The sequence below is a fragment of the Pseudobacteriovorax antillogorgiicola genome (assembly GCF_900177345.1).
Classification (GTDB): domain Bacteria; phylum Bdellovibrionota_B; class Oligoflexia; order Oligoflexales; family Oligoflexaceae; genus Pseudobacteriovorax; species Pseudobacteriovorax antillogorgiicola.
Genome location: NZ_FWZT01000027.1, coordinates 53,895 through 74,792, shown reverse-complemented (window position 1 = coordinate 74,792; position 20,898 = coordinate 53,895). Strand labels below are relative to the sequence as shown.

15 protein-coding genes and 1 tRNA gene are annotated in these 20,898 nt (G+C 43.8%); 5 read left to right on the top strand and 11 right to left on the bottom strand.

Annotated elements, in window-relative coordinates; all coding sequences use genetic code 11:
* Positions 1-39 precede the first annotated feature (39 nt).
* On the top strand, positions 40-1,053 hold the full coding sequence (locus tag B9N89_RS26450) for a hypothetical protein (protein WP_132324461.1): 1,014 nt from the start codon (positions 40-42) through the stop codon (positions 1,051-1,053).
* A gap of 305 nt (positions 1,054-1,358) precedes the next feature.
* On the top strand, positions 1,359-2,849 hold the full coding sequence (locus tag B9N89_RS26445) for a serine hydrolase domain-containing protein (RefSeq protein WP_132324459.1): 1,491 nt from the start codon (positions 1,359-1,361) through the stop codon (positions 2,847-2,849).
* 85 nt (positions 2,850-2,934) lie between these two features.
* On the opposite strand, the gene B9N89_RS26440 is transcribed toward B9N89_RS26445, so the two are convergent.
* Positions 2,935-3,765, bottom strand: coding sequence for a hypothetical protein (locus B9N89_RS26440; RefSeq protein WP_132324457.1), 831 nt, complete (start codon positions 3,763-3,765; stop codon positions 2,935-2,937).
* 328 nt (positions 3,766-4,093) lie between these two features.
* Here B9N89_RS26440 and B9N89_RS26435 point away from each other — a divergent pair, with 328 nt between their 5' ends.
* Both B9N89_RS26435 and B9N89_RS26430 read left to right on the top strand, forming a co-directional pair.
* Entirely contained in the window at positions 4,094-4,990 is an 897-nt protein-coding gene (locus B9N89_RS26435) for a TIGR02147 family protein (protein WP_132324455.1), read from the top strand.
* Positions 4,987-5,994, top strand: coding sequence for a hypothetical protein (locus tag B9N89_RS26430; RefSeq protein ID WP_132324453.1), 1,008 nt, complete (start codon positions 4,987-4,989; stop codon positions 5,992-5,994). Before B9N89_RS26435 ends, B9N89_RS26430 begins: the two co-directional genes overlap by 4 nt.
* A 461-nt stretch (positions 5,995-6,455) precedes the next feature.
* Here B9N89_RS26430 and B9N89_RS26425 read toward each other — a convergent pair whose 3' ends face one another.
* The 7 genes from B9N89_RS26425 to carA all read right to left on the bottom strand — a co-directional run bounded on the left by B9N89_RS26425 (position 6,456) and on the right by carA (position 16,630).
* Positions 6,456-8,006, bottom strand: coding sequence for a transposase (locus B9N89_RS26425; RefSeq protein WP_132324451.1), 1,551 nt, complete (start codon positions 8,004-8,006; stop codon positions 6,456-6,458).
* Positions 8,007-8,132: 126 nt separating this feature from the next.
* Positions 8,133-10,076 (bottom strand): DUF3732 domain-containing protein, encoded by a 1,944-nt coding sequence (locus B9N89_RS26420; RefSeq protein WP_132324449.1) that lies wholly within the window; start codon positions 10,074-10,076, stop codon positions 8,133-8,135.
* A complete protein-coding gene (locus tag B9N89_RS26415; protein WP_132324447.1) occupies positions 10,073-10,567 on the bottom strand; it encodes a three component ABC system middle component in 495 nt (164 codons plus the stop codon). Before B9N89_RS26415 ends, B9N89_RS26420 begins: the two co-directional genes overlap by 4 nt.
* On the bottom strand, positions 10,564-11,766 hold the full coding sequence (locus B9N89_RS26410; RefSeq protein ID WP_132324445.1) for an ABC-three component system protein: 1,203 nt from the start codon (positions 11,764-11,766) through the stop codon (positions 10,564-10,566). The genes B9N89_RS26415 and B9N89_RS26410 overlap by 4 nt, the downstream gene beginning before the upstream one ends.
* 247 nt (positions 11,767-12,013) lie before the next feature.
* Positions 12,014-12,090 (bottom strand) — tRNA-Met (locus tag B9N89_RS26405).
* 110 nt (positions 12,091-12,200) lie between these two features.
* The gene (carB, locus tag B9N89_RS26400; protein WP_234996170.1) at positions 12,201-15,518 is read right to left on the bottom strand and encodes a carbamoyl-phosphate synthase (glutamine-hydrolyzing) large subunit; all 3,318 of its coding nucleotides are present in this window, start codon (positions 15,516-15,518) and stop codon (positions 12,201-12,203) included.
* On the bottom strand, positions 15,518-16,630 hold the full coding sequence (carA, locus tag B9N89_RS26395) for a glutamine-hydrolyzing carbamoyl-phosphate synthase small subunit (RefSeq protein WP_132324441.1): 1,113 nt from the start codon (positions 16,628-16,630) through the stop codon (positions 15,518-15,520). The genes carB and carA overlap by 1 nt, the downstream gene beginning before the upstream one ends.
* A gap of 147 nt (positions 16,631-16,777) precedes the next feature.
* On the opposite strand from carA, the gene B9N89_RS26390 reads away from it, so the two are divergent.
* On the top strand, positions 16,778-17,962 hold the full coding sequence (locus B9N89_RS26390) for a thiolase family protein (RefSeq protein WP_132324439.1): 1,185 nt from the start codon (positions 16,778-16,780) through the stop codon (positions 17,960-17,962).
* 52 nt (positions 17,963-18,014) lie between these two features.
* Here B9N89_RS26390 and B9N89_RS26385 read toward each other — a convergent pair whose 3' ends face one another.
* The 3 genes from B9N89_RS26385 to B9N89_RS26375 all read right to left on the bottom strand — a co-directional run bounded on the left by B9N89_RS26385 (position 18,015) and on the right by B9N89_RS26375 (position 20,823).
* On the bottom strand, positions 18,015-18,236 hold the full coding sequence (locus tag B9N89_RS26385) for a hypothetical protein (protein ID WP_132324437.1): 222 nt from the start codon (positions 18,234-18,236) through the stop codon (positions 18,015-18,017).
* 77 nt (positions 18,237-18,313) lie between these two features.
* Positions 18,314-20,131 (bottom strand): cyclic nucleotide-binding domain-containing protein, encoded by a 1,818-nt coding sequence (locus tag B9N89_RS26380; protein WP_132324435.1) that lies wholly within the window; start codon positions 20,129-20,131, stop codon positions 18,314-18,316.
* Between the two features lie 65 nt (positions 20,132-20,196).
* Positions 20,197-20,823 carry a hypothetical protein gene (locus tag B9N89_RS26375; protein ID WP_132324433.1) on the bottom strand — a complete coding sequence of 209 codons (627 nt, stop codon included), beginning with the start codon at positions 20,821-20,823 and terminating at the stop codon, positions 20,197-20,199.
* Between the last annotated feature and the right edge of the window lie 75 nt (positions 20,824-20,898).

Here is a 20,898-nt window from a genome sequence, read left to right as displayed (position 1 = left end):
GTGTTAAATGTATTGCTTCTACTGGGAATGGCTTCAAGAATGCTCCTTCTTATACTTGTTGTTATTATTTACAGTATCTTTCCTTCATGTGTATTAGAAGAGCGCCAAGCCCCGGTGTCTATTGAATTGACGAATGATGGCTTGCAAGGTCATTGGGTCAGTACCTACATCCAGAAACAAAGATATTCGGCTGCGCAAGATGAAAATCTATTCCAAACAGATAGCCAAATATTCGATATTCACAGCATTTGGACCGAAGCAAACGGCATATACCTGATTTCAAATTCCGCCGACCCCTGCCTTCGCAAGAAACGAGCTTTTGTAGTTGCTGACAATGAAGTTAGAATACTAGCTGATGATCAGTGTGATGAAGTTGTCTTGTCTTATGTAATGTTGACTGAAGATGGGCTTGAATTCGTTGTAAATACGCCTCATGGGAGAGGATACTCGTTTAGGTTTGAGAGGGTTCAGGAAAGCTCAACATCTTGGTTGGTCAGCAATTTATTTGCAAGTTCTGAGGGTGTTATCGCTCCCCTCCAGCAATACTACGCTGAACCTCCTAGTGATGCTTTGATCGTTACTCATATGCAACAGCAGAGACAGAGCTTGTCTCAATTCAACTTTAAGCAGTCACTGGAAAACCTTCTTCAGGCAAGGTCATTTCCAACTATCGAATTGGAAACTCCCTATTACTTCAAAGAAGGTGGACAGGATTTTCAACTTAGTGTTCCAAAACTGCCATTCTGTCGAATGTACTTTAAATCAAATCAAGACGAGCCACAAACCGATGTTACCTATTTTCAGTTTGACCTCCCTAATGTGGGGCCTAATCGTTGGTTTGTCGATATTCTCACCGAGGAGCAACTAAGGCAGGCTGGATTTGATGATGCTCAGATTCAAGACTACATCAATAACATTCCCGAGTTAGATCTCCAACAGTCGGCCCATCGTCGCAATTCATTTTTTATAGGTAATAAGAATATAGAAGTGTCTTGCCATAGAAGTTTAACAGATCCTCCAATTGACCTTTCCGATTTAGAGAAGGCTCAATGACCTAGACTCGTGGAACTGAGTGATTGGATATCGATCAAAAAGTGAGCCTGGTCTAGTTTTGTGTTTTTCTCAGACGACTTGATCCGTGTCCCCACTTATTTCATTCCATCAATGAAACAATTTTAGTCTTCCGCAATATATTGATAAGAGATCTGTCTCGTTAGAATTGAAGCGCGCTATGTAACGCGTCACAAGTGTAAGCTAGCTGAAGCTAGAATCGATGTTATTCGACCATGAAAAATTCAAATCACAGCGGTCACAGCGCTGATAAACAAGTCATACAACAGAACGACGGGTTTTAAATAATGAGCAAAAAGCAATCACTATCGAGTCAGCTAATCAGCGGAATTCTAGCCAGCGTCCTCATTGCTTCCTCGCCAGCTACGGCTGCAACCAAAAACGATAAGTTAGAGCCTCTACAGGATGGCATTGCAGCATGGGCATCGTGGGTTGAACATCAAAGCATAATCAAAGGTATAACTAGCGTAAGTATCGGCGTTGTTCAAGATGATCAACTCATCTATTCGAAGAGTTTCGGATACGCAAATCCTGACAAAAGGCTAGTAGCTAGCCCCGATACCTTATATTCTGTTTGCTCCATATCGAAGCTTTTTACCGCGGTTTCGATCATGAAGTTGCGTGATGAGGGAAAACTTAGGTTAGACGATCCTGTGAGTAAGTATGTTCCAGAAGGTAAGCTATCGAGTAAGTTTCCCGATGCACCGATTCCGACCATTCGGAGCTTGCTGACCCATTCGTCTGGCCTAGCGCGGGAGCCAACTTTTAGCTTTTGGGACTTGGAAAGCAATCCGTTTCCTATGGAAGCGCAGATCAAAAAAGATATGGCATCTTCAGAAATGCTCTATCCTCCACATAATTTCTATGAGTATTCGAATTTAGGATACGCGATGCTCGGCATGATCATTAAGGAGACATCCGGCGAGTCGTTCCAAGACTATGTGCAACAACAGATTTTCGATCCGTTAGGCATGGAGAATAGTTATGCCGATGCGCCGTGGTCGCTACACGGTAATCAACTAGCGGTTGGTTACACAACTAAACTCCGCGACGGGATGCGAAAACCCTTCAAGCCATTCAAAACAAATGATTATGCATCAGTAGCTGGTGTATTCACGAATGTTAAGGATATGGCGAAGTTCTTAGGCTGGCAGCTGCGCTTAAGGCAAGCACAAGTTGACGGAAAGAAGCTAAAACAAATTCTTTCACCTCACACACTCGCCGAAATGCAGCAAGTTCACTTTGCAGACGCCAGTCTGAAGCGTAGCAGAGGCCTCGGCTTCTCTGTATACAAGGTCGGTGCAAAAACCGTATACGGTCATAGCGGCCTTTGCCCTGGCTATGTTACGAACGTAAGTATAGAGCCTAGCTCAGGACTTGGCCTTATCGTCTTTACCAACCAGGTAGATGCACCCGTCTATAACATTCAGAAGCAAGGATATCAGTTTATTTGGGGAGCAATGAAGGCCAAGGCTGATCCATCAGAAGCTGGTGCCATCAAAGATCTTGAATTCAAAAAATATACAGGGGTCTATGAATCTGGATTAGGTCAATCCTATTATGGGCCATGGAAAGGGAAGCTTATTGGATTTGATTTAAGCCGAAGTAGTCCGAGCGATTCCTTTGAGCTATTTCGACCGATTGGTGACCACAAGTTTCAGCGGATTCGAGATGATTCGAAGATTCCAGGAGAGGTCGCTGTGTTTCGCAATTTTGATCGTAGCGGTAAGGCTCTAGAAACGGTTACCTATAACTATTTAATGAAGCGAGTGGATTGATTGATGCCTGGGGTCTCTAATTGGAGAGTTTTCTGATACCACTGGAGTATCCTCATCCTTGAGGATTACATCGTTTAATCTTATTTTACTCAGGTACCTCGTATTTTTCATAGAGCGCATCAAGCCGATCAAGGAGGGCTAACGTTACACCCTCTTCCCAAGCTTCAATCAATGCAAAGACCTTTTCGTAAAATGCTTCTGAATCAAGGGTAGCGGTGTCGTTTGCCTTATGAGCAGCAACTAACTCATCAATAAATTGAGTCACACTTGGATTCTCTGGAAATAGAGCCTTCAGTTCTTCAATAGCTTGATCATTATTATAGTGGTCAGCTACAAAGCTGGAGATATCTGAGACCGCTGACTCCACCAAGTCTTCTTCAGCATCGCACTCAGATTCATCAGCCTCCTCTGTATCCTCCCCGTCTTCATTCTCGTTGTGCTGATCTTCGGCATCGTCTTCTTCGGCGTCATTGGAGTGGTCTTCAGCAGGATCACTGTCCTCTGTGTCAGTCTCTTCCTCTCCTTCTTCTTCGGTAGGAATTTCACACTCACTATCTTCATGGCTATCTTCGAATAGGCTCCATATCCGGTCGTCGATGATAGCGATGATTTCGTCGAGATAGGCTTCGTCTCCTGTTTGTATAAACGAATCGATGAGTTGAGCAACTTCAGGGTCAACCAGCATTAAAAGGATAGCAAGTGATTTCTGGTTACCTACCTGACCATCTTGAGGGGTTTCCTGTGCCTTCTTAATCTCATCAGCGAGCAAAAACTTTTTTCGATTCTGATCAAGAGTATTAGTCTCACCTTTCGTTGCGGATTCTGTCTTTCCTTGCTCGGCTAACTGGGATATATCCCCGCATGCACCTACCCCCAGTGTTAGGGACCAAACTCCTAAACTATTGATAATTCGCATTGATAAGTCTCCTTCAGTGTTGTTATATGGCGTGATTGCCATGTTTGAGATACCTATCGGCGCAAATCAAATAAACTTTATAAAAAATAGTAAAAATAGGGATTTATATCTTAAGTTCTTAAGATTTTTGGGTAAGATATCTATAAAACCGCAAAAGAAATTCACTCTATTGCTGGTATATGCGGCTTTATCTCTCCAAAGAAATAATTTAATGCAGTTATTCTAGTTGCTTAATAGTGATTATAGCTATGCGGAAAGACTCGACCCGCAAAGATCCTCATGGTTTGTGCAGAATTGCCGATAGATCAGATGTAAGAGGAGGTTGAGGTTGAGTATAAGCAGCAAAGAACGTCTAGCCTACTTGAGGAGCTTGGTTGAGCCTTGTCCTCCGAGTGGCTATTCGAGTTACTCAATCTACCTTAAACAGCTCTACGAAGAGATGCAAGCCTTCATGGCTGACGAGTCTTATAACTACAATCTGTTTTCTGAAGACCTCGGTTTGGGTTTCGGAAACGTTTCATGGCTGATCATTCATGGCAAGCGTAAGATGACTCTGCAAAGTGCAGCTAAAATTACTTCAGCTTTAGCCTTGCCAGACAAACAAAAAAGATATCTCAAAGCCTTGGTTTCATACAACAACTCCAAAGACATTGAAAAAAGGCAGACCTATCTTGATCAGTTGATCGGCCTTAGGAGTCAGGTGGCTAAGGGGGATGAAGAACGCTTCGTTTTAGACTTCTACAGCCATTGGAGTCATGCAGTGATTTTTGAAATGGTGGGACTTGAGTCCTTTGAGTCAGATCCTGATTGGATTTCAAATATGCTTCACACCAAGTTGAGCAAGAAGCAGATTCAGGAAAGCTTGTCTCTACTAGAGAGACTTAAACTCATTCAATTTGATGAAACCAGAAATAGGCATGTTAAATTAGTGGAAGATTTTGAGTCTCCAGCAACAGTGCCAGGAATTGGTGTGATGCAGTTTCACCTTAAAATGATCGAGCTTGGTATGGAGGCCTTAGAGCAAGTACCACCAGATAGCAGGGATTTCAGTGCGTTGACTCTTGCTATTTCCGAAAAGGGGCGGGATGCGATTAAAGAAGAATTAGCGGCATTTAGAAAATATCTCATGTTCATAGCTTCCAAGTACCCGGAAAAAGATCAGCTGGTGGAACTGAACTTTCAAATGTTTAACCTTACAAAAAGTGTGTCCGAGGGGGGCAAGTGAAAGTATATCTTCGGCCAGTACTATATATTATGATTTGTTTGGGGTGCGGTGTAAACACATCAAACCCAGGAACAAATGGTGGCAGCAAAGGCACGACCATGCTCTTAAAGTTACCGCAATCTCAGAGCGGGGCATCCTTGGGCCTCAATATAGTGGGTGTAACTCTTAAGGGAAGCCAACAGTATAATGTTTCAGAGAGTGTTACCGCTAAATCTGGGCAGCAAGTGGCCTTGTTCTCGCGACAAACCGTGCCAGCCGGTTCTTATACTGCTGTTGAGCTTTCTCTCGATTCCAATACGCCATTGACTTTCGTGGATAGTTCTGGGAGCAGTCAGCAAGTGTATGTACCTCCAGTCGAAGTATTCGAAGCCATTGATGACGACTTAGATTTGGAGAATGGATTTCAGCTTCAAGATCATGGTCGTATTGCAGTCCTGCTCTCACAAATCAAAAGAGATTTGAGCGTTATAGAAGAATCCGAGCAAATATTTTCACTCCAGTATGATTTTACAACTAGCTTGATCCCGCTCTCAGAGGCTCACCCTGTGATTCAGGATTATTACAGTGAAGCGGGTCTCGCTGATGATGCCTTGATTTTTGACGCATCTATTGACGAAATCGACTTTGAAGAATTTGACTACGACTTTGATGACTGTCTGGAGGATGACGATGATTGTGATGAGATCGATGCAGGTTCAGGGATTCTTGCGATAGAGATCCTTAGCGAAGATATTGATAGAGCGTGCCTATATCAGCTTGAAACAGAGCTTGAAACAATCGAGAGCGATAGTTCATGTGAAGGTGCTAGCGCAATAGCCACCACGGATGAAGATCGTTTCTTTGAAGCAATTGTCGAGGCCGATTCATATTTAGTTTCGTTTTGGAAGGGTGAAGAATTTTTTGCTACTGGTCAGGTGGAAGTCTCGGATCAGGATGAGGCTTACTATGTTTTGGACTCATCGGGGACTTTACAGAGAGAAAGTGGTAGCGAGGACGAGAATTGAACTCGTGACCCTAGGATCGGGAGTGTAAATCTCTCTGTGTATGAGCCTTGACTCACAGGATTGCGAACCACCCTGGTTATTAGTTGTAATAACCTTCTATTCTAGTGGTTAGAGAGGACTAAAGTGCCAAGATTACGAAATTTAAAGGCTCAAGTTAATTTTTTTAATAAGTCTGTTCCTCCAAATAAGCTCATCTCTATGACAAACTAACCTAATCAATTAGCAAATGTCCCTTTGGGTCTCATTTTGACTTCGTCTTCAATGGTCGCTTGTGTTTCTAGCTTCTGAATTATTATATTCAGAAGGAGCCACCCCTGAAATGTCAAGGAGCAAACAATTGATACATCTTCTCGATCTTCTATGGGTAGAAAGCCTATTGTGCTTAAATCAGTTTAGTATTCTAGATGACCTTGAGCCACTAGTTGGGACACTCCTCACTTGACGTTGGAACAAGCTGTAACCTAAATCTGGCAAGGATTTGAAAGATAGAGATCTTCGTTTTGAATCCTCTTTCTTCTCATCAACTCTTGCAGAAGAACTCTATCTGCTAGATGGTGCTTTGATCGAATTCTATAACTAGCTTTTTGAATTTTTTTAACCACACGCGCATATCTTTCTGCCGAATTGTTAGTCGATTGAAAATCTTCACGTTGGAAGTAAAACGATAGTGAATCAAATAGTCTGTTGGTCATTCTAGACTGAAACTTACCAAAATGATGTTCGACAAATAGAAGCTTTCTATCAGCTAGTTCTTCCCAGCTTCTTTGAGCTGTCTCAAGGTTTGGTAATGCTTCCTCATCTAAAGTCCAAATAGAGTACCAACTTTCGACGAAATTGCGAATTTCGACTATTTTAGGTGCTAGTGGTGACCCCAGCACTTGCTGATACCTTTTCTGGATTTCATCGCTTCCATAGCCTTTATTGCTTGATATATCAAATGCTAGTTTGATAAGTACTTCTCGAATATCTTTTATCTGATCCCAAGATTCCCATCCTTCCGCAACTAATTCTGCTGAATGTGTTTCGGATTGCTCGCCTTTGTTTAGTCTCTTAGTGGAAACTATATCGTTTTTAGGAGAGCTTCGATACTTCCGCAAAAATTTGTCTGGATCGCTAAGCCATTTTTTTATCGTATTTCTACTGATCGAAAAATCCCTAGCTAGTTTTCGAGAGGCTACTCCACTACTATGAAGATCCAGGACTTTCTCAACAAGTTCTCTAGTTTTCTTTGTAACCTGCTGAGAATCTTTCCTTGGAGGCTTTGGAATAGACTTTCTGATATCACGAACGGCCTTCTTTGCAATGTTTACTAGTTTCTGACTCATATGAAAAAGGCATAGCTGATGCCTTGTTTTCGGCCATACCGTTTTTATAACCTCAGGATAAAGAGCGGACTCGTCTGTTACTACCTGATCAGGTTCGATTCCATTCTCTTTTAGTTTTAGGTGAAATTTTTCGACATCTTCAGAATCAAATGAGTCATGACTCACTAGATAGCCTACCAACTCGTCTTTTTGATTAGGGTTTGTAGCCAGTAGAATCCCTAAAGCACCACTATAAGCTTCATCGATACACAGGACTCCAGAAGTTTCGCTAATTACTTGTGGCTCTAGCTTTTCTTTTTGGTCGCCAATCACCTGTGCTGCTCTTGTAACCCATTTTCGGATTGCACTTTCTGAAACTTTTAAACCAAAATCACGTTCGAGTCGTCTCACTACTTTAGATACAGGCATCGAATCTTCTATAACCGAAGCTACGGCAACATTGACAACTCTATTCGTAAATAATGCTTTCGGGAGAATATAATTTAGATTGTTTCTAAAGTAATTCTGACAAGAATTGCATCTATAGACACCAATTTTTATATCAAGAAGTGCCTGACCTGCGCTGGTTATATCAATCGCTGATCTTCGTGCATACCATACTAAGGGACAACTAGAATTGCAGTTTTTACAAACAGACTGATCAGGAGCATCATCAATTACTTGAAACCGTGTAGCCAACATATCCATAGTTTGTCCTGTTTTCAGGTCATTATGGATATATTTTTTTCAACGTCAAGTGCGGAGTGTCCCAACCCCTGGCTCACTTTCTTCACCATTGGGCAATGGGACAGCTAAGCAATTTTTATACAGCTTCTACTCAGATGGCCAATCTGGCGGTACTAGTTTGAGGCCACTTCTCCAACGTTCAGCAACTGAGCCTTGATACCAGTCTTCATTTAAGTCAGCATGTTCGGTGACTATAATTTGTAGCTTTTTGGAGGCAGGTACAGAGTCAAAGATAAACTTGAACATATTTTTTACTGCTTCACGATCTTCTTCATCTATCTCTTCTATTGCTCCAACAATGTCCCTCTCCGGAGGAAAATAGACTTGTGAGGGCTGATCCAAGAATAGGAAGCCTGGTACAGGGCGGCTTTGCTGGATAAACCACCTGTGTAAGGCGATATGACTTATTAAATGATATCCAACCCAATTCTCACCGCTCCCCATCCTTTTCATTGGGACGGGGCCATTTGCTGTGTCAGAAATTATAGTTAATTTTTTAAAATCTAGTCGCAATGGGTGTTCAGAGTGTTCAAGCTCAAGATTTCTCGCCCACTCAGACATTTGGGCCCCTAAGATTGATGATATTGAGTTCAGCTTTTCTAGTATCTGTTCATCGCTTACTTCTTCTTCAAGTAGGTTTATTTGACTAATTATATTTTTAGCCCTTAACTCTAGATTCCTTGAATCCGGGAGATCAGGGAGGCTTTCGAGATATAGAGATATTCTTCCAAGTACATAGGCCCCTTTGTTGGCAGCTTCCTTTAATTTCTTAAGTTTGGCTGAAGCTTTAGATATGGCTTCTAATTCTGACCGATTCTTTCTGAGATGTTCATCTATTTTATTTAGATCTGACTGCTTTTTAAGTATGGCTTTTTCCATTCGTGGAGAAAATTTAGCTACATCTTTTAGTCTGTCTGTGATTATAGATAGCTCGGATTTTAATTCGATAACAGATGGTATGTTTCCATGGTTCTCTATCGATTGAGTACATAGAGGACAGCTATTTTCTTGGCATTCTTCATCAAAGATATTAATTGATTCCAAACGAGATCTTTGCTCTGTTGCTTCTCTGGAAAATCCTCGCTCGTCTTGTTGATATTTCTTGGCAGCATCAATTTCGTTTTTTAAGTTCTTTTTTTCAAGGATTAGTCGATCTCGCTCCAAAGTAAGTCGATCATGCTCTTTTAAGTGAGGATCTTCAGATTCTTTGTGAGCTTTTTCAGCAATTGTATGGGCGTTAATATATTTAAGAAGGGAAATAGTTTCTTCATAGTTCGCTGCAAAAGATGATGAAAGACCTGCTGCTCTTGCTTGAGCTAATAACGAAGAGGCTTTGCTAGTTCCTTCTCCCCGAAGTGACTTTAGCTCTTTAATTTGCCTCTCAAGTATTCTTAGTTGTGCTTTCAAGTGTTTTAGTTTTTCAATTATGCTTAAGTATTCGTCTCCAACAGCTCCGAGAAAGTATGGGAGAGTATCTTTGATTGCCATAGAGATAAAACTATCTGAAGCTTTATGGAATAATTGTTCTCGCCTAATAATCTCATCTTGTTGCTGAAAGCAAAATGTCAAAGCATGCCTAATATTTGCTGATATTGCAGGTCGACTGTGGTGTTCGGCAGGTTGGTGTAAATTTTCTTTAATGCCGGACCACTCACTCAATAGTGAGCGCAAACCCTCAGTATTTGTATTTGGCATTATGCTCAACGCATCAGGGGTTGATATTTCAGAGCCAATTTCAAAATAACAGCTTTCGCTAGATTTTTTACCTCGATTTGGGATCTTCCTCGCAATGAAAGCAAAACCATCTCTTATTTTTAATCCTAGTCCAAACCAGGAAACACACCTTCTTATTGGACCTTCTGGAACATTACATTCATCCGAACAGAAGCAATAGTCAACAATATCGATCAAGGATGACTTTCCAGATTTTGAGGCTCCAGTAATGATATTTAATTCACCTGCTTTTAGAGATAAAACTCGCTGTCTTTTATCATGGCTATAGATTACTATATTTGTTAATTGTATTGTCACGGTCTAATACCCATTATAGCTAAGGTTGTATTCGGGTTTGGGCTCATTCCTAGCCATTTCCCAACTAAAACGGCTTTTTTTGCACACTCTTGTACTTCAGGAGTTGAGCCATTAAGCACCGTCTTTACTTTACGAGCCCAACTCCTGTTGGCTTGTATCGAGAATCCATCGAGTTTTATAAACTCATTATTTGCTGCAAAAAGAAGTGATTCTCTTGTAAATCTAACCATATTTTTAGCTCTAATTTGAATTCTGCTTTTCAATATCGGATTCCGCTCCAGCCAAACAGTCATAGATGTTCTTGTGCTTTTAGGAAGTGACTCTCTAGTCCTTTTATCCAATACGATGGGTAGAATAAGGAAAGCTTCAGTAAATGAAAAATCTCGATTACTTGTGGTATGAAACCCAGTTGCAGCATGCCAGATAATGTTAGAACAAAAACTTGGGTTCAGCAGTGTTCTTTCTTCAGTGGTACGTTCTTTCCAATTCATTTAGAGCTACCCTGCCCAGATAAAATAAGTTCGAGTTTGTATCGAAATTCCGGATGCCACCCAATTCTAGAATCGTTCGAAAGTATATGAAATGAACCGCGGGATATAAAAGGCTCAGTAATACCTTGTCGGATATGGAATATGGTCCGTTCAGCCCACTTTAGTACTGATTTAGCTGCTTGTTTTTTTGTTTCTTCGGTGGGCATGTCTCCAATGTCATCTCTCATAGACTCAAAAACAATTTCCCATTCATCCAAAAGCTTTTTTTCGTATTTTCTAAGATCAATATCGATAATGAGATCATCGCGTATCCATCTTGACCTTTGCTCATAGGCTCTGTAGTAGTCTCGTATTGCTAGAGCTACCCTTCGTTTTCCTACGCTTATTAGATTTAATTGTTTTACGAAAACAAAGCTTGCATGAGTTTCTTCTATACCTTCATCAAGAGTAAAATCTAGTAAGTCGTCATCAATAGGGAGTGAATCGGTTTTGAATTGATCTCTTAAGTCTGACATTTGTGACTCCAGTTCTACAGACCCTACCCAGTCTGATCCTGGTTCGGATAATTGTCCTAATATCCTTCGAAACCACCAACCCTCCAATCTCTCTTGAAATTGCTCCAGGTGCTCGCTTCGTGCAGCCCAATAGATTTCGTCGCGTATTTCTTGGTCAAGAGAGCTTATATTTGAGGAACAATCGATAATGACCATTTTACTTAATATTGACTCTCTCTCTTCTGGAGTGCTATCAAGGTAGACTTCATATGCTCGTTTATTCTTCTCATTAGTTGACGTTCTAGCAGTGGCATCTAATAGTTCCCTTGCTAAGCGAACATTTCTTTTCTCTTTTTTTAGTAGGCAAGCCGCTGAACTGTCGGACGCTGAACTTGTTGTCATTAAAAACAAGTTTGTTGCGCTAGAGATACTTCTATCTCTTTTTAATTCAAACCAGATGCGAAGTGTTTTCCAAATATCTGGGCTTGCATCAGTTAATGAAGCAGCAGACTTCATGTGATGTTTCGTTTGTAGTAATTCAGTAGGAGTACCTGCATTGGTGCCAAAAGTTACATCATCAAGTGTTTCTATGCTAACTGTGAAGGTGTCTTCTTGTTTTAGCTTATTTAGGGAGAGGAAAAGGGCGACTCTAACTTGGTAGAGATAACCTAATGCGGCATCTGTTGCAGAAAACGATGAACTCAAAAAAGCTCCTCTAGCATGTACTTTCTACTATTACTAGTCTGTAGTCTTTCAAGATTATCAGATTTTGTTAAAGCCTTGAATTTCTTTTTGAAGCGAACTAAGAGGGGAGTCTATGTCGAAAGATAACTTGTTTGAAAGTAGAATAGCTCTATTTTAGATTAGAACCTACTAGAACCAAGTTAGTCCTAGGTCGCCATAAAGATATGTCTCTTAAGGAAAAATTTATCTAATTATATTGGGAGTTTAGTGGTAGCGAGGACGAGAATTGAACTCGTGACCTCAGGATTATGAATCCTGCGCTCTAACCAACTGAGCTACCTCGCCACAGCTTGAGGGCTTTAATTAATAGAGACTTCCTTAGTAATTGTCAACCGAATCTCTTGGCCTTTTCAAGAAAAAAGCCTAGGTATGAAACCTAGGCTTTTTGTGCGTATCTAGGCGCGGTAATCTGGCAGAACAAGCAGTTCGTGCTTTGCTACAAAGTCCTCGCATCGGTCTAGTGCCTGGACAAAAGCAGTCACTTTTTCCATGTTGGTCAGGAGAGAGCAGCCGAATCGCACAGCAGCCTGACGTATTTGAGATCCTCGGGTTAGTTCTTTCCGCTGGGAACTCTTGGGAATATTGATGACAAAGTCTACCAAGCCTTCTTTGATAGCCTTGATGACATCCTGATCACCCTCCCCGGGCCAGTCTAGGGCGGTTACTTCTATGTTGTGCTCCCTAAGGTACTGAGCCGTGCCTTTGGTTGCATAGAGGGGCATCCCCAGCTTCTGGAGGGTTTGTGCCGCAGGCAGGAAGCGGAGCTTTTCCTTTTCTGAGCCTGAGCTTACTAGGACGCCTTTTTTAGGGCGGTGGACCCCAGAAGCTTCCAGGGCAAGCAAGAGAGCAGAATCAAAATCTTCACCAATACAGCCAACCTCACCGGTGGAGGCCATTTCGACTCCTAGGATGGGGTCGGCGCCGCCGAGTCGCTTGAAGCTAAACATGGCAGCTTTCACACCGACGTAGTCGAGATCGTCTTCGTTGAAGCGGCTCAGGTTGGGCTTACCACCGATCATGACGTCGGTAGCAACATCAGCAAGGTTAAGGCCAACGGCTTTAGAGACAAACGGGAACGAGCGAGCTGCCCGAGCGTTGCACTCAATCACTTTAATCTCACCTTCTTTGGCGAGGAACTGCATATTGAATGGTCCGTTGAGTCGCAGACCCTTTGCGATCTTACGGCCGGCCCTACGCACTCGTCTTACCGTTTCTACATAGAGTTTCTGCGCTGGCACCACCATGGTGGCATCACCAGAGTGAACGCCGGCGTTCTCAACATGCTCACTGACGATGGCGGTTAAGATCTCACCTTCTTTAGCAACTCCATCGAGCTCGATCTCCCGAGCCCCTTCTACAAACTCCGAAATCACAACCGGATGATCCGGGGAAAGGTCGACCGCTTCGGCAAGACAAGAGTTAAGAGAGTCAGCATCATAGGCCACATTCATGGCAGCACCAGATAGAACGTAGCTCGGTCTTACCAAAATGGGGAAGCCGACCTTGTCGACGAAGGCGTTGACTTCCTCTTGGGTGCGAGCGGCAATCCAACGAGGCTGACCGATGTTGAGTTCGTCAAGTAGAGCCGAGAATCGGCTACGATCTTCTGCTGTATCAATGGTGTCAGGGCGATGGCCAAGAAGTTTTATCCCAGCGTCAGAGAGAGGGTTGGCAAGACGATTGGGTAGCTGACCACCCATACTAGCCACAACCCCTACAGGTCGCTCAAAATCGCAGATGTCTAAGATGCGTTCGAGACTCAATTCCTCGAAGTATAGCCGGTCGCTACTGTTGTAATCTGTAGATACGGTTTCTGGGTTACAGTTTACAATGATACTCCGCCAGCCAGATTCTTGAAGCTTTCGGCTGCAACTTACAGCGCACCAGTCAAATTCCACGGAAGTTCCGATGCGATAGGAACCACCACCTAGAACCACTGCAGAGAACACCTTGTTATCATCCGGCAATGGATCATCAAAAACGCCGCCGTAAGATAGGTAGAGGTAGTTCGATGGCGATGGGTACTCACCAGCTGTGGTATCAATTTTTTTAACCACAGGGCGAATGCCTAGCTCGATCCTAAGTTTTCGGATGGCAAGAGATGCTTGCTGTATCTCGCGACCGGAAACTTCTTTCCCAGCTGCTTGAAAGGCTATTGCTGCGATCTGCTCATCACCGAAACCGAGCAGTTTCCACTGCCGCCAAGTGTCTTCTGAAGTGTTTAAAAATGCTTGTTGAACAAAAGGCTTCGCTTCGAAAGATGTATCGATCTTTGCACCGATCTCGCCAATCTTAGCTTCGGCATCGGTGATTCGCTTTGTTTGGTACAGAAACCATTGGTTAATACCTGTGAGGTCATGGACCTGGTCGATGCTCCAACCGCGACGCAGAGCTTCGATTACAGCGTAGAGTCTAGTATCAGTGGGTCGTGATAAGGCCTCCGATAACTCATCGTCGTTCAATGCGGGGCGCAGCATGGAAAGGCCTTGAGCAATTTCGGTAACCATCCTTGTTGCCTTTTGTAAGGCTTCGGGAAAGGTTCTGCCTATGGACATCACTTCGCCAACCGATTTCATTGTTGAACCTAGGTCGTGACTTACGCCTTGGAACTTGAGGAGATCCCAACGAGGCATTTTTATAGTGACGTAATCGAGTGCAGGTTCAAAGAACGAATAGGTAATGCCAGTAACTGGGTTCTTTAGCTCTAGAAGATCATAACCTAGGACTACTTTTGCAGCGATATAGGCAATAGGATATCCCGATGCTTTACTTGCTAAGGCACTGGATCGTGATAATCGTGCGTTCACTTCAATGATGTAAAATTCTAAGGAGTGTGGGTCGAGCGCGTACTGAACATTGCACTCACCAATGATGCCAAGAGAATCGACGATTTTCAAAGCTGCATTTCTGAGAATTTGATACTCATCATCAGAAAGAGACTGGCTTGGGCAAACCACAATTGAATCGCCGGTGTGAATCCCAAGGGGATCGAAGTTTTCCATATTACATATGGTTATCGTATTCCCTTCAGAATCCCGCATCACCTCATATTCAACTTCTTTCCAACCCTTCAAAGATTTTTCGATTAAAACTTGGGGCGATGATGCTAGGGCTGGTTGAGCTAAGGCTTGCAGCTCTTCTTTATCATTGGCAAAACCGCTTCCTAGACCACCAAGTGCATAAGCAGCCCGGAGAATGACGGGATAGCCGACTTTATCGGCCGCCTCTAACGCCTCGTCTACTGTATTGCAAGCGAAGCTAGCAGGAACAGGCATATTGATGGACTTCATCTTCTGAGCAAATTCGTCGCGATCCTCTGTCATGCGAAGGATTGCTGCTGGTGTTCCTAGATTCCTTACCTGGTATTTTTCTAGGATTCCAGCATCGTCAAGCTCCATCAGGCAGTTTAGAGCTGTTTGACCACCGAAGCCAGCGATGATGGCATCGGGGCGCTCTATGGCGATGACTTTTTCAACCCATTCTAACTCAACAGGATAAAGGTAAACTTTAGTCCCCTCTTCAGGGTTGGTCTGGACTGTGGCGATATTGGGGTTGATGACCACAACATGGATACCCTCTTCCTTCATCGCCTTGATGGCTTGTGTTCCTGAATAGTCAAACTCACCAGCTTGGCCAATAGAAAGCCCGCCAGAACCCAGAAGTAGAACTTTTGGTGCTCGTCCTAGTGACGCTAACTCTTTAATCATCGGCATTATTTTTTGACCTCGGCAAGAATGTTCTCAAAAATCCAGGCGGTATCTCGTGGTCCCCCAGAGGCTTCGGGGTGAAACTGGATGCTCTTAAAAGGTTTGGATTTGTGACGAATGCCCTCGATGGTGTCATCGTTGACATTACGGAACCAAACTTCCCAGTCATCCGGTAAGGAGTTGTCTTCCACAACGTAGCCATGGTTTTGGCTAGTGATAAAGCCTTTACGAGTTCCTACCTGATAGACAGGTTGGTTGTGGCTGCGATGACCGTAAGCCATGCGTCTAGTGGTAGCGCCAGCAGCTAGGGATAATATCTGGTGTCCTAAACATATGCCGAGGATAGGTTTGTCTTGCTCAAACAGTTCTGCGACCCGCTGCCTTAAATCACCTGTGCGGGTAGGATCGCCGGGACCATTGGATATTAGCCACATATCACAGTCGACCGTGTTTAAGTCTGTGTCCCAAGGAATCAGTTCGACCTGGCAATCATGTTCCAAAAATTGCCGAATGATATTCCACTTTACACCACAATCAATCACGGCAACTCGCGTGCTTCCCTCACCAAGTACGACACGTTCTTTGGTGGAAACTTCGGAAACAATATTGTTCATGCCGGGATCAAAAAAAGCTGTGGGGTGGGAGGGGGTGAGGTCGGGGCCGTAATCGCGATAGCCTTGTTCATCATCGGGTTCGACTCGACCAAGGATATTAGGGGTGGATCGAATCAGGTGTACCAGGTGTCTTGTGTCGAGTCCTATAATCCCTGGTACCCCATGCTCTTTGAGCCAATCGTCCAAGGTGTGGAAACTATTCCAATGGAAGGCTTCAGGGCTATCGATGGTAAGTATAACAGCTGCAGCCTGGGGTTTGATACTTTCGAATCCACGTGGTATCGGTAAGCTTAAATCCTTTGGTGGATTAGGGATTCCATAGTTTCCAATGAGGGGGTAAGTAAAACAAAGGATTTGACCGAAGTAGGAAGGGTCAGTGATGGCTTCACTATAGCCGACCATTCCTGTGGTAAAAACCAACTCGCCACTTGCACGAAGAGGTGCTCCTATGAGATCTCCTGTAAAGCGGCTGCCGTCTGTTAAAACTAGTGAGCATTTACGCATGTAGGAATTAGCCTCCAGACAGGGGGTGCCTAAAATTTCGGATCAACATAGCCTAACGGGATCGAATTGGCTATGATTTAGTCGCAGAATTCTGAATGAATTTGATAAGTATTTGTGGCATATCGACAAACAGTGAAGGAGTTCAACATGAATCAAGACAATCCCACCGTGATTGTTTACGCTAAGAGAACCGCGGTTGGTAAAATGAGTGGCGCATTTGCATCAGTTCCCGCTCCCAGACTGGGTGCTGCCTTGGTTAAAGATGCCCTGCAAAATAGCAATATCAAAGGCGAAGAGGTCGATGAGATCATCATGGGCAACGTGCTGACGTCTGGTGTTGGGCAAGCTCCAGCGCGGCAGACAGCATTGTACGGAGGCCTGCCTCACTCCGTTTGTGCTACAACCGTAGGCCGTGTTTGTGGAAGTGGTCTGAAGGCTGTGATGCTTGCTGACCAAGCAATCCGTCTCGGAGATGCTAGGATTGTTTTTGCTGGTGGCCAGGAAAACATGACATTGGCTCCTCACTTGCTCATGAACGCCCGGGCTGGATACCGTTTTGGTTCGGTTGAAGCTAAAGACTCCATGCAGTGGGATGGGTTATGGGATCCCTATAACGATGTAGCAATGGGTAATTGCGGTGAAATATGCGCGAAAGAGTATAAGTTCAGCCGTGAGGATCAAGATGGATTTGCTTTGGAGTCCTATACCAGAGCCCGTAAAGCGGTAGAGTCAGGTGTTTTCGCAGAGGAAATCGTACCCGTTGAAGTAAAACAGCGGAAACAAACGGTTACGGTCGAGGTAGATGAGGAGCCGTTCTCTGTGGATTTAGATAAGCTTCCAGCATTGCGGCCTGCTTTCGATAAAGAGGGTTCTGTGACGGCGGGCAACGCATCCTCCATCAACGACGGTGCGGCGCTTCTTGTCATGACAGACCTTAAAACAGCTCAGGAAAAAGGACTCACACCGATTGCGAGGGTTGTTGGTCAAGCTTCTTTTGCCCATGATCCGGCTCATTTTACAACGGCTCCGATCGGTTGTATCAAACGACTTCTCAAAAAGACAGAGCTTAGCAAGGACGATATCGATCTTTGGGAAATAAACGAAGCTTTCGCTGTTGTGACTATGGCCGCGATGAAAGATATTGGAATTGATGCACGTAAAGTGAATATTCATGGAGGAGCAGTTTCAATAGGTCATCCTATTGGTTGCAGCGGCGCGCGCATTCTGGTGACTCTTCTCAATGCTCTAAAGCAAACTGGTGGTAAGCGAGGCTTGGCGACTCTTTGTATCGGAGGAGGTGAAGCTAGTGGCGTGATTGTCGAAATGATGTAACAGCTTTGCTTTTATAGATTTTCCTAAGGGCCAGGTTGCTGGCCCTTCTTAATTAACAAGAAAACGGGCAGTATTGGGTCGTTTGAATCCGAGCCACTCGAAGCTTCGGATTGGACCGAGACTTCTCAGTAAGCCACTGATCGATATCAACTTTTTTCCTATGATTTTCTTCGCGGATGCGGTCCACGTAAATCTTACAACAGCATTGACATTTTAGTTCAGGTGTTTCGTCTCCAGCATATTCGGGATGACGAAAGCAGATCATCTGGTTCATAGCAATCTCCATTGGCAACAAGATCAGCTCAGCAACATCATACTGTTTTTAAATGCAGTTTCTATGCCAGGGAGGGGCTAGGATGCCTCCAAATTATCGTCCATATTACTGGTACTTATCAGCTTCTCGATCAAGGTTGTGGTGAAGTGTTTGTAGAGTTTACGCGCGATCGTTCCATCCTTATCCAATACTTCCATAAAGTCGCTGCGCTTTATACTGAACAGGGAACATGAGTCCTGAGCAATAAATCTAACGTTGCTGGGGCGATCGATGAAAAGCCAGAGCTTGCCGATGGTCTCACCAGGCTTCATTGTATCAACATGTAGATCAACACCATCAATGAGCTTATAAACGGAAACCTGACCTTCTAGGATGAAAAAGATTCCTGCCGGTGCGTCTTTATAATCGAGAATTGTTTCTTCATCTTCATATCTCTTGATACTGCCATAGGACTTAAATTTGTTTTGCTGTTCAGTGCTTAAATCAAGCATAAACTTGGCTTCATGAAATCCAGTCCAATCGATTCCATCTACTGGCTCGCCATCAATGGTCTTGTGGCTATTAGGTGGTGATGGAATCTGAGGCAGCCCCAAGGGCTCTGTTCCCTCCTCGTCGTCGTCATCCAACGACATGGAAACGGGAGGTGGACTCTGATGCTCATGTTTAATAGCAGGAGAATCCATAATCAAGCCTCTGATCGCTGCATTGGGTAAAGGAATAGCTAGTTTAGCTTGTTTACCCTCGATATCTAGCTCGGCTGTATCTTCAATCTGCCGAAAGTCCGAAGTTGTCTTCTCGATACGAAATCGTTCATCGGCTTCATTGTCACTTTTTTCCTTTTCAGGTGTAGGTTTTGGTGCCGCGGGGCCTCTGGATGCAATTTCAATCCTCATGGCTGTTACTTTTTCAGATAGTTTAGCTCTATCGTAATTGTAAGCGGCGCGCTCAAAGTCTTCTTGAAGCTTGAACGAATCTCCAGCTTGCTCGAAAAGCTCCATCCGCTCGTAAACCATTCCTGCATATTCGTAGGCACCCGATTTAAAAAACACTTCGCTAAGCTTTAAGTGGTCATCCTTATCGAAGCCATCGAATTCAATTAGTGCGGGCCCTATATCAGCAGTGCTTTTCATGTAAATCGTTATGGCCTTTTCAAGTCGATTCTTCTTGATCAGTCGGCAGATCACTTCGACAATACGATTTTTTATAACTAAAACATCAGCAAGCCGAGTATCCATACTCTCGCTGGCGATATAGTTAATAATGACGTTGATCTCTGAATCACTAAAGTCGATGGACTCAATTTGAGGGTTTTTGTCGATCAAGTGTTTGTATTGTTGAATGGCTTTCTGGTGTTGCCCCAACTTGGTGAAGAGTCGGGCAGCCTCTCGATGCTTGCCAAGCTCCTCAAAGCATTCTGCGGCATTTTCGTAGTCCTTTGCTTCCAAGTAGTAGACCACAGCTGTCGCAATATCCCCAGTTTTCTTGCAGCATTGTGCTACTTCCGCAGGCATATTCGCCTTTTTAAAACATTCGGCCGCCTCCTTCCACATCTTGTGTCTTGCATAGATAATTCCTGCTCGATTGGGGCGATGAATTCTCATCAAAAGCGCAGCCGCTTCATGGATATGGCGACCCTTTTCTAAAATGTTGATCGCTTCTCGGGTCATGTTGAGCGATTCGAGCATCCGTGCCGAGGTTTTAAGGTTGCCTTGCTTATAGTAGCGAATAGCTTCTTGGTAGACTTTTTTCTGCTGCCTTGTGAGGATAATGCGATCAGACTTTCGCTGCCGGCGGCGGCGAGCATTGGTGGCATTATGAGTGTTGATCACACTCCAAAAGCCATAAGCTAAAAGGATGCCGGCTATAGCAATGATCGTTGCTGTGATGGGGCTCATAAAATCCTCAGCGGTTCTATGAGCTTATCGGTTGTTCTGGGAGAAGTTTGAGGGCTTTTTGAACTCTACAGGGCGTAGTTCACCCCAATTTGAGTGTAGGTATCATTGACATCTTCCTTCACCTCCTGCCCATCGACTAGGTCGACCCGGACTCCAGGGGTATATGTCTGCGTAATCTTTAATCTAAAATGACGATTTAGATGAATGGCTATGCCCAGTCCGTAGTTAGGAACGGCCTTGAGGGTTTCCCGAAACTTCGTGGTACTGCCTGGGTAGCGAACCTCTGTAAAGTAGTCTCTCCGGGCCACTCCACCAAAAACAAAAGGTGAGACTCGGCCATGGTATAAGATGGCAGTTAGGTCGATGGAGTTGGTTACGATATCTGTATTGTCTTCAAACTCATAATATAGCGTTGAAGTATCAGTCGCTTCTTTGCGTAAACCGGATTTTTCTACAAACGAGCGTCGGTGAGTGAGGCCGATCCGTAAGAATGAAGCTATAGCCAAGGATATATTGCCACTGATGATAGAGCTTTTTTGAGTTTCGAGGCTGTAGTTTGATGTTGAAGTAGCCCCTGATAAGCCTATGCTAATGCTTCCAAATGAGTTTTGACTCATGATTAGAAACAAAAACATTATGATCATAGAGTTCATCTTAAGCTCCCGTTTCAAGGTGGTCGCTATGTCCTTCATGTAGTATGATACCAGCATTTGGTAGGTCAATTATGCCTTGGTCTAGATTTGTCGTGGCTGTAATGTAGGGAGAGT

Coding starts and splice junctions, on each gene's coding strand:
- B9N89_RS26450 (WP_132324461.1), top strand. CDS start 40: ATGCTCCTTCTTATACTTGTTGTTATTATTTACAGTATCTTTCCTTCA.
- B9N89_RS26445 (WP_132324459.1), top strand. CDS start 1,359: ATGAGCAAAAAGCAATCACTATCGAGTCAGCTAATCAGCGGAATTCTA.
- B9N89_RS26440 (WP_132324457.1), bottom strand. CDS start 3,765: ATGCGAATTATCAATAGTTTAGGAGTTTGGTCCCTAACACTGGGGGTA.
- B9N89_RS26425 (WP_132324451.1), bottom strand. CDS start 8,006: ATGGATATGTTGGCTACACGGTTTCAAGTAATTGATGATGCTCCTGAT.
- B9N89_RS26415 (WP_132324447.1), bottom strand. CDS start 10,567: ATGAATTGGAAAGAACGTACCACTGAAGAAAGAACACTGCTGAACCCA.
- carB (WP_234996170.1), bottom strand. CDS start 15,518: ATGCCGATGATTAAAGAGTTAGCGTCACTAGGACGAGCACCAAAAGTT.
- carA (WP_132324441.1), bottom strand. CDS start 16,630: ATGCGTAAATGCTCACTAGTTTTAACAGACGGCAGCCGCTTTACAGGA.
- B9N89_RS26390 (WP_132324439.1), top strand. CDS start 16,778: ATGAATCAAGACAATCCCACCGTGATTGTTTACGCTAAGAGAACCGCG.
- B9N89_RS26385 (WP_132324437.1), bottom strand. CDS start 18,236: ATGAACCAGATGATCTGCTTTCGTCATCCCGAATATGCTGGAGACGAA.
- B9N89_RS26380 (WP_132324435.1), bottom strand. CDS start 20,131: ATGAGCCCCATCACAGCAACGATCATTGCTATAGCCGGCATCCTTTTA.
- B9N89_RS26375 (WP_132324433.1), bottom strand. CDS start 20,823: ATGAAGGACATAGCGACCACCTTGAAACGGGAGCTTAAGATGAACTCT.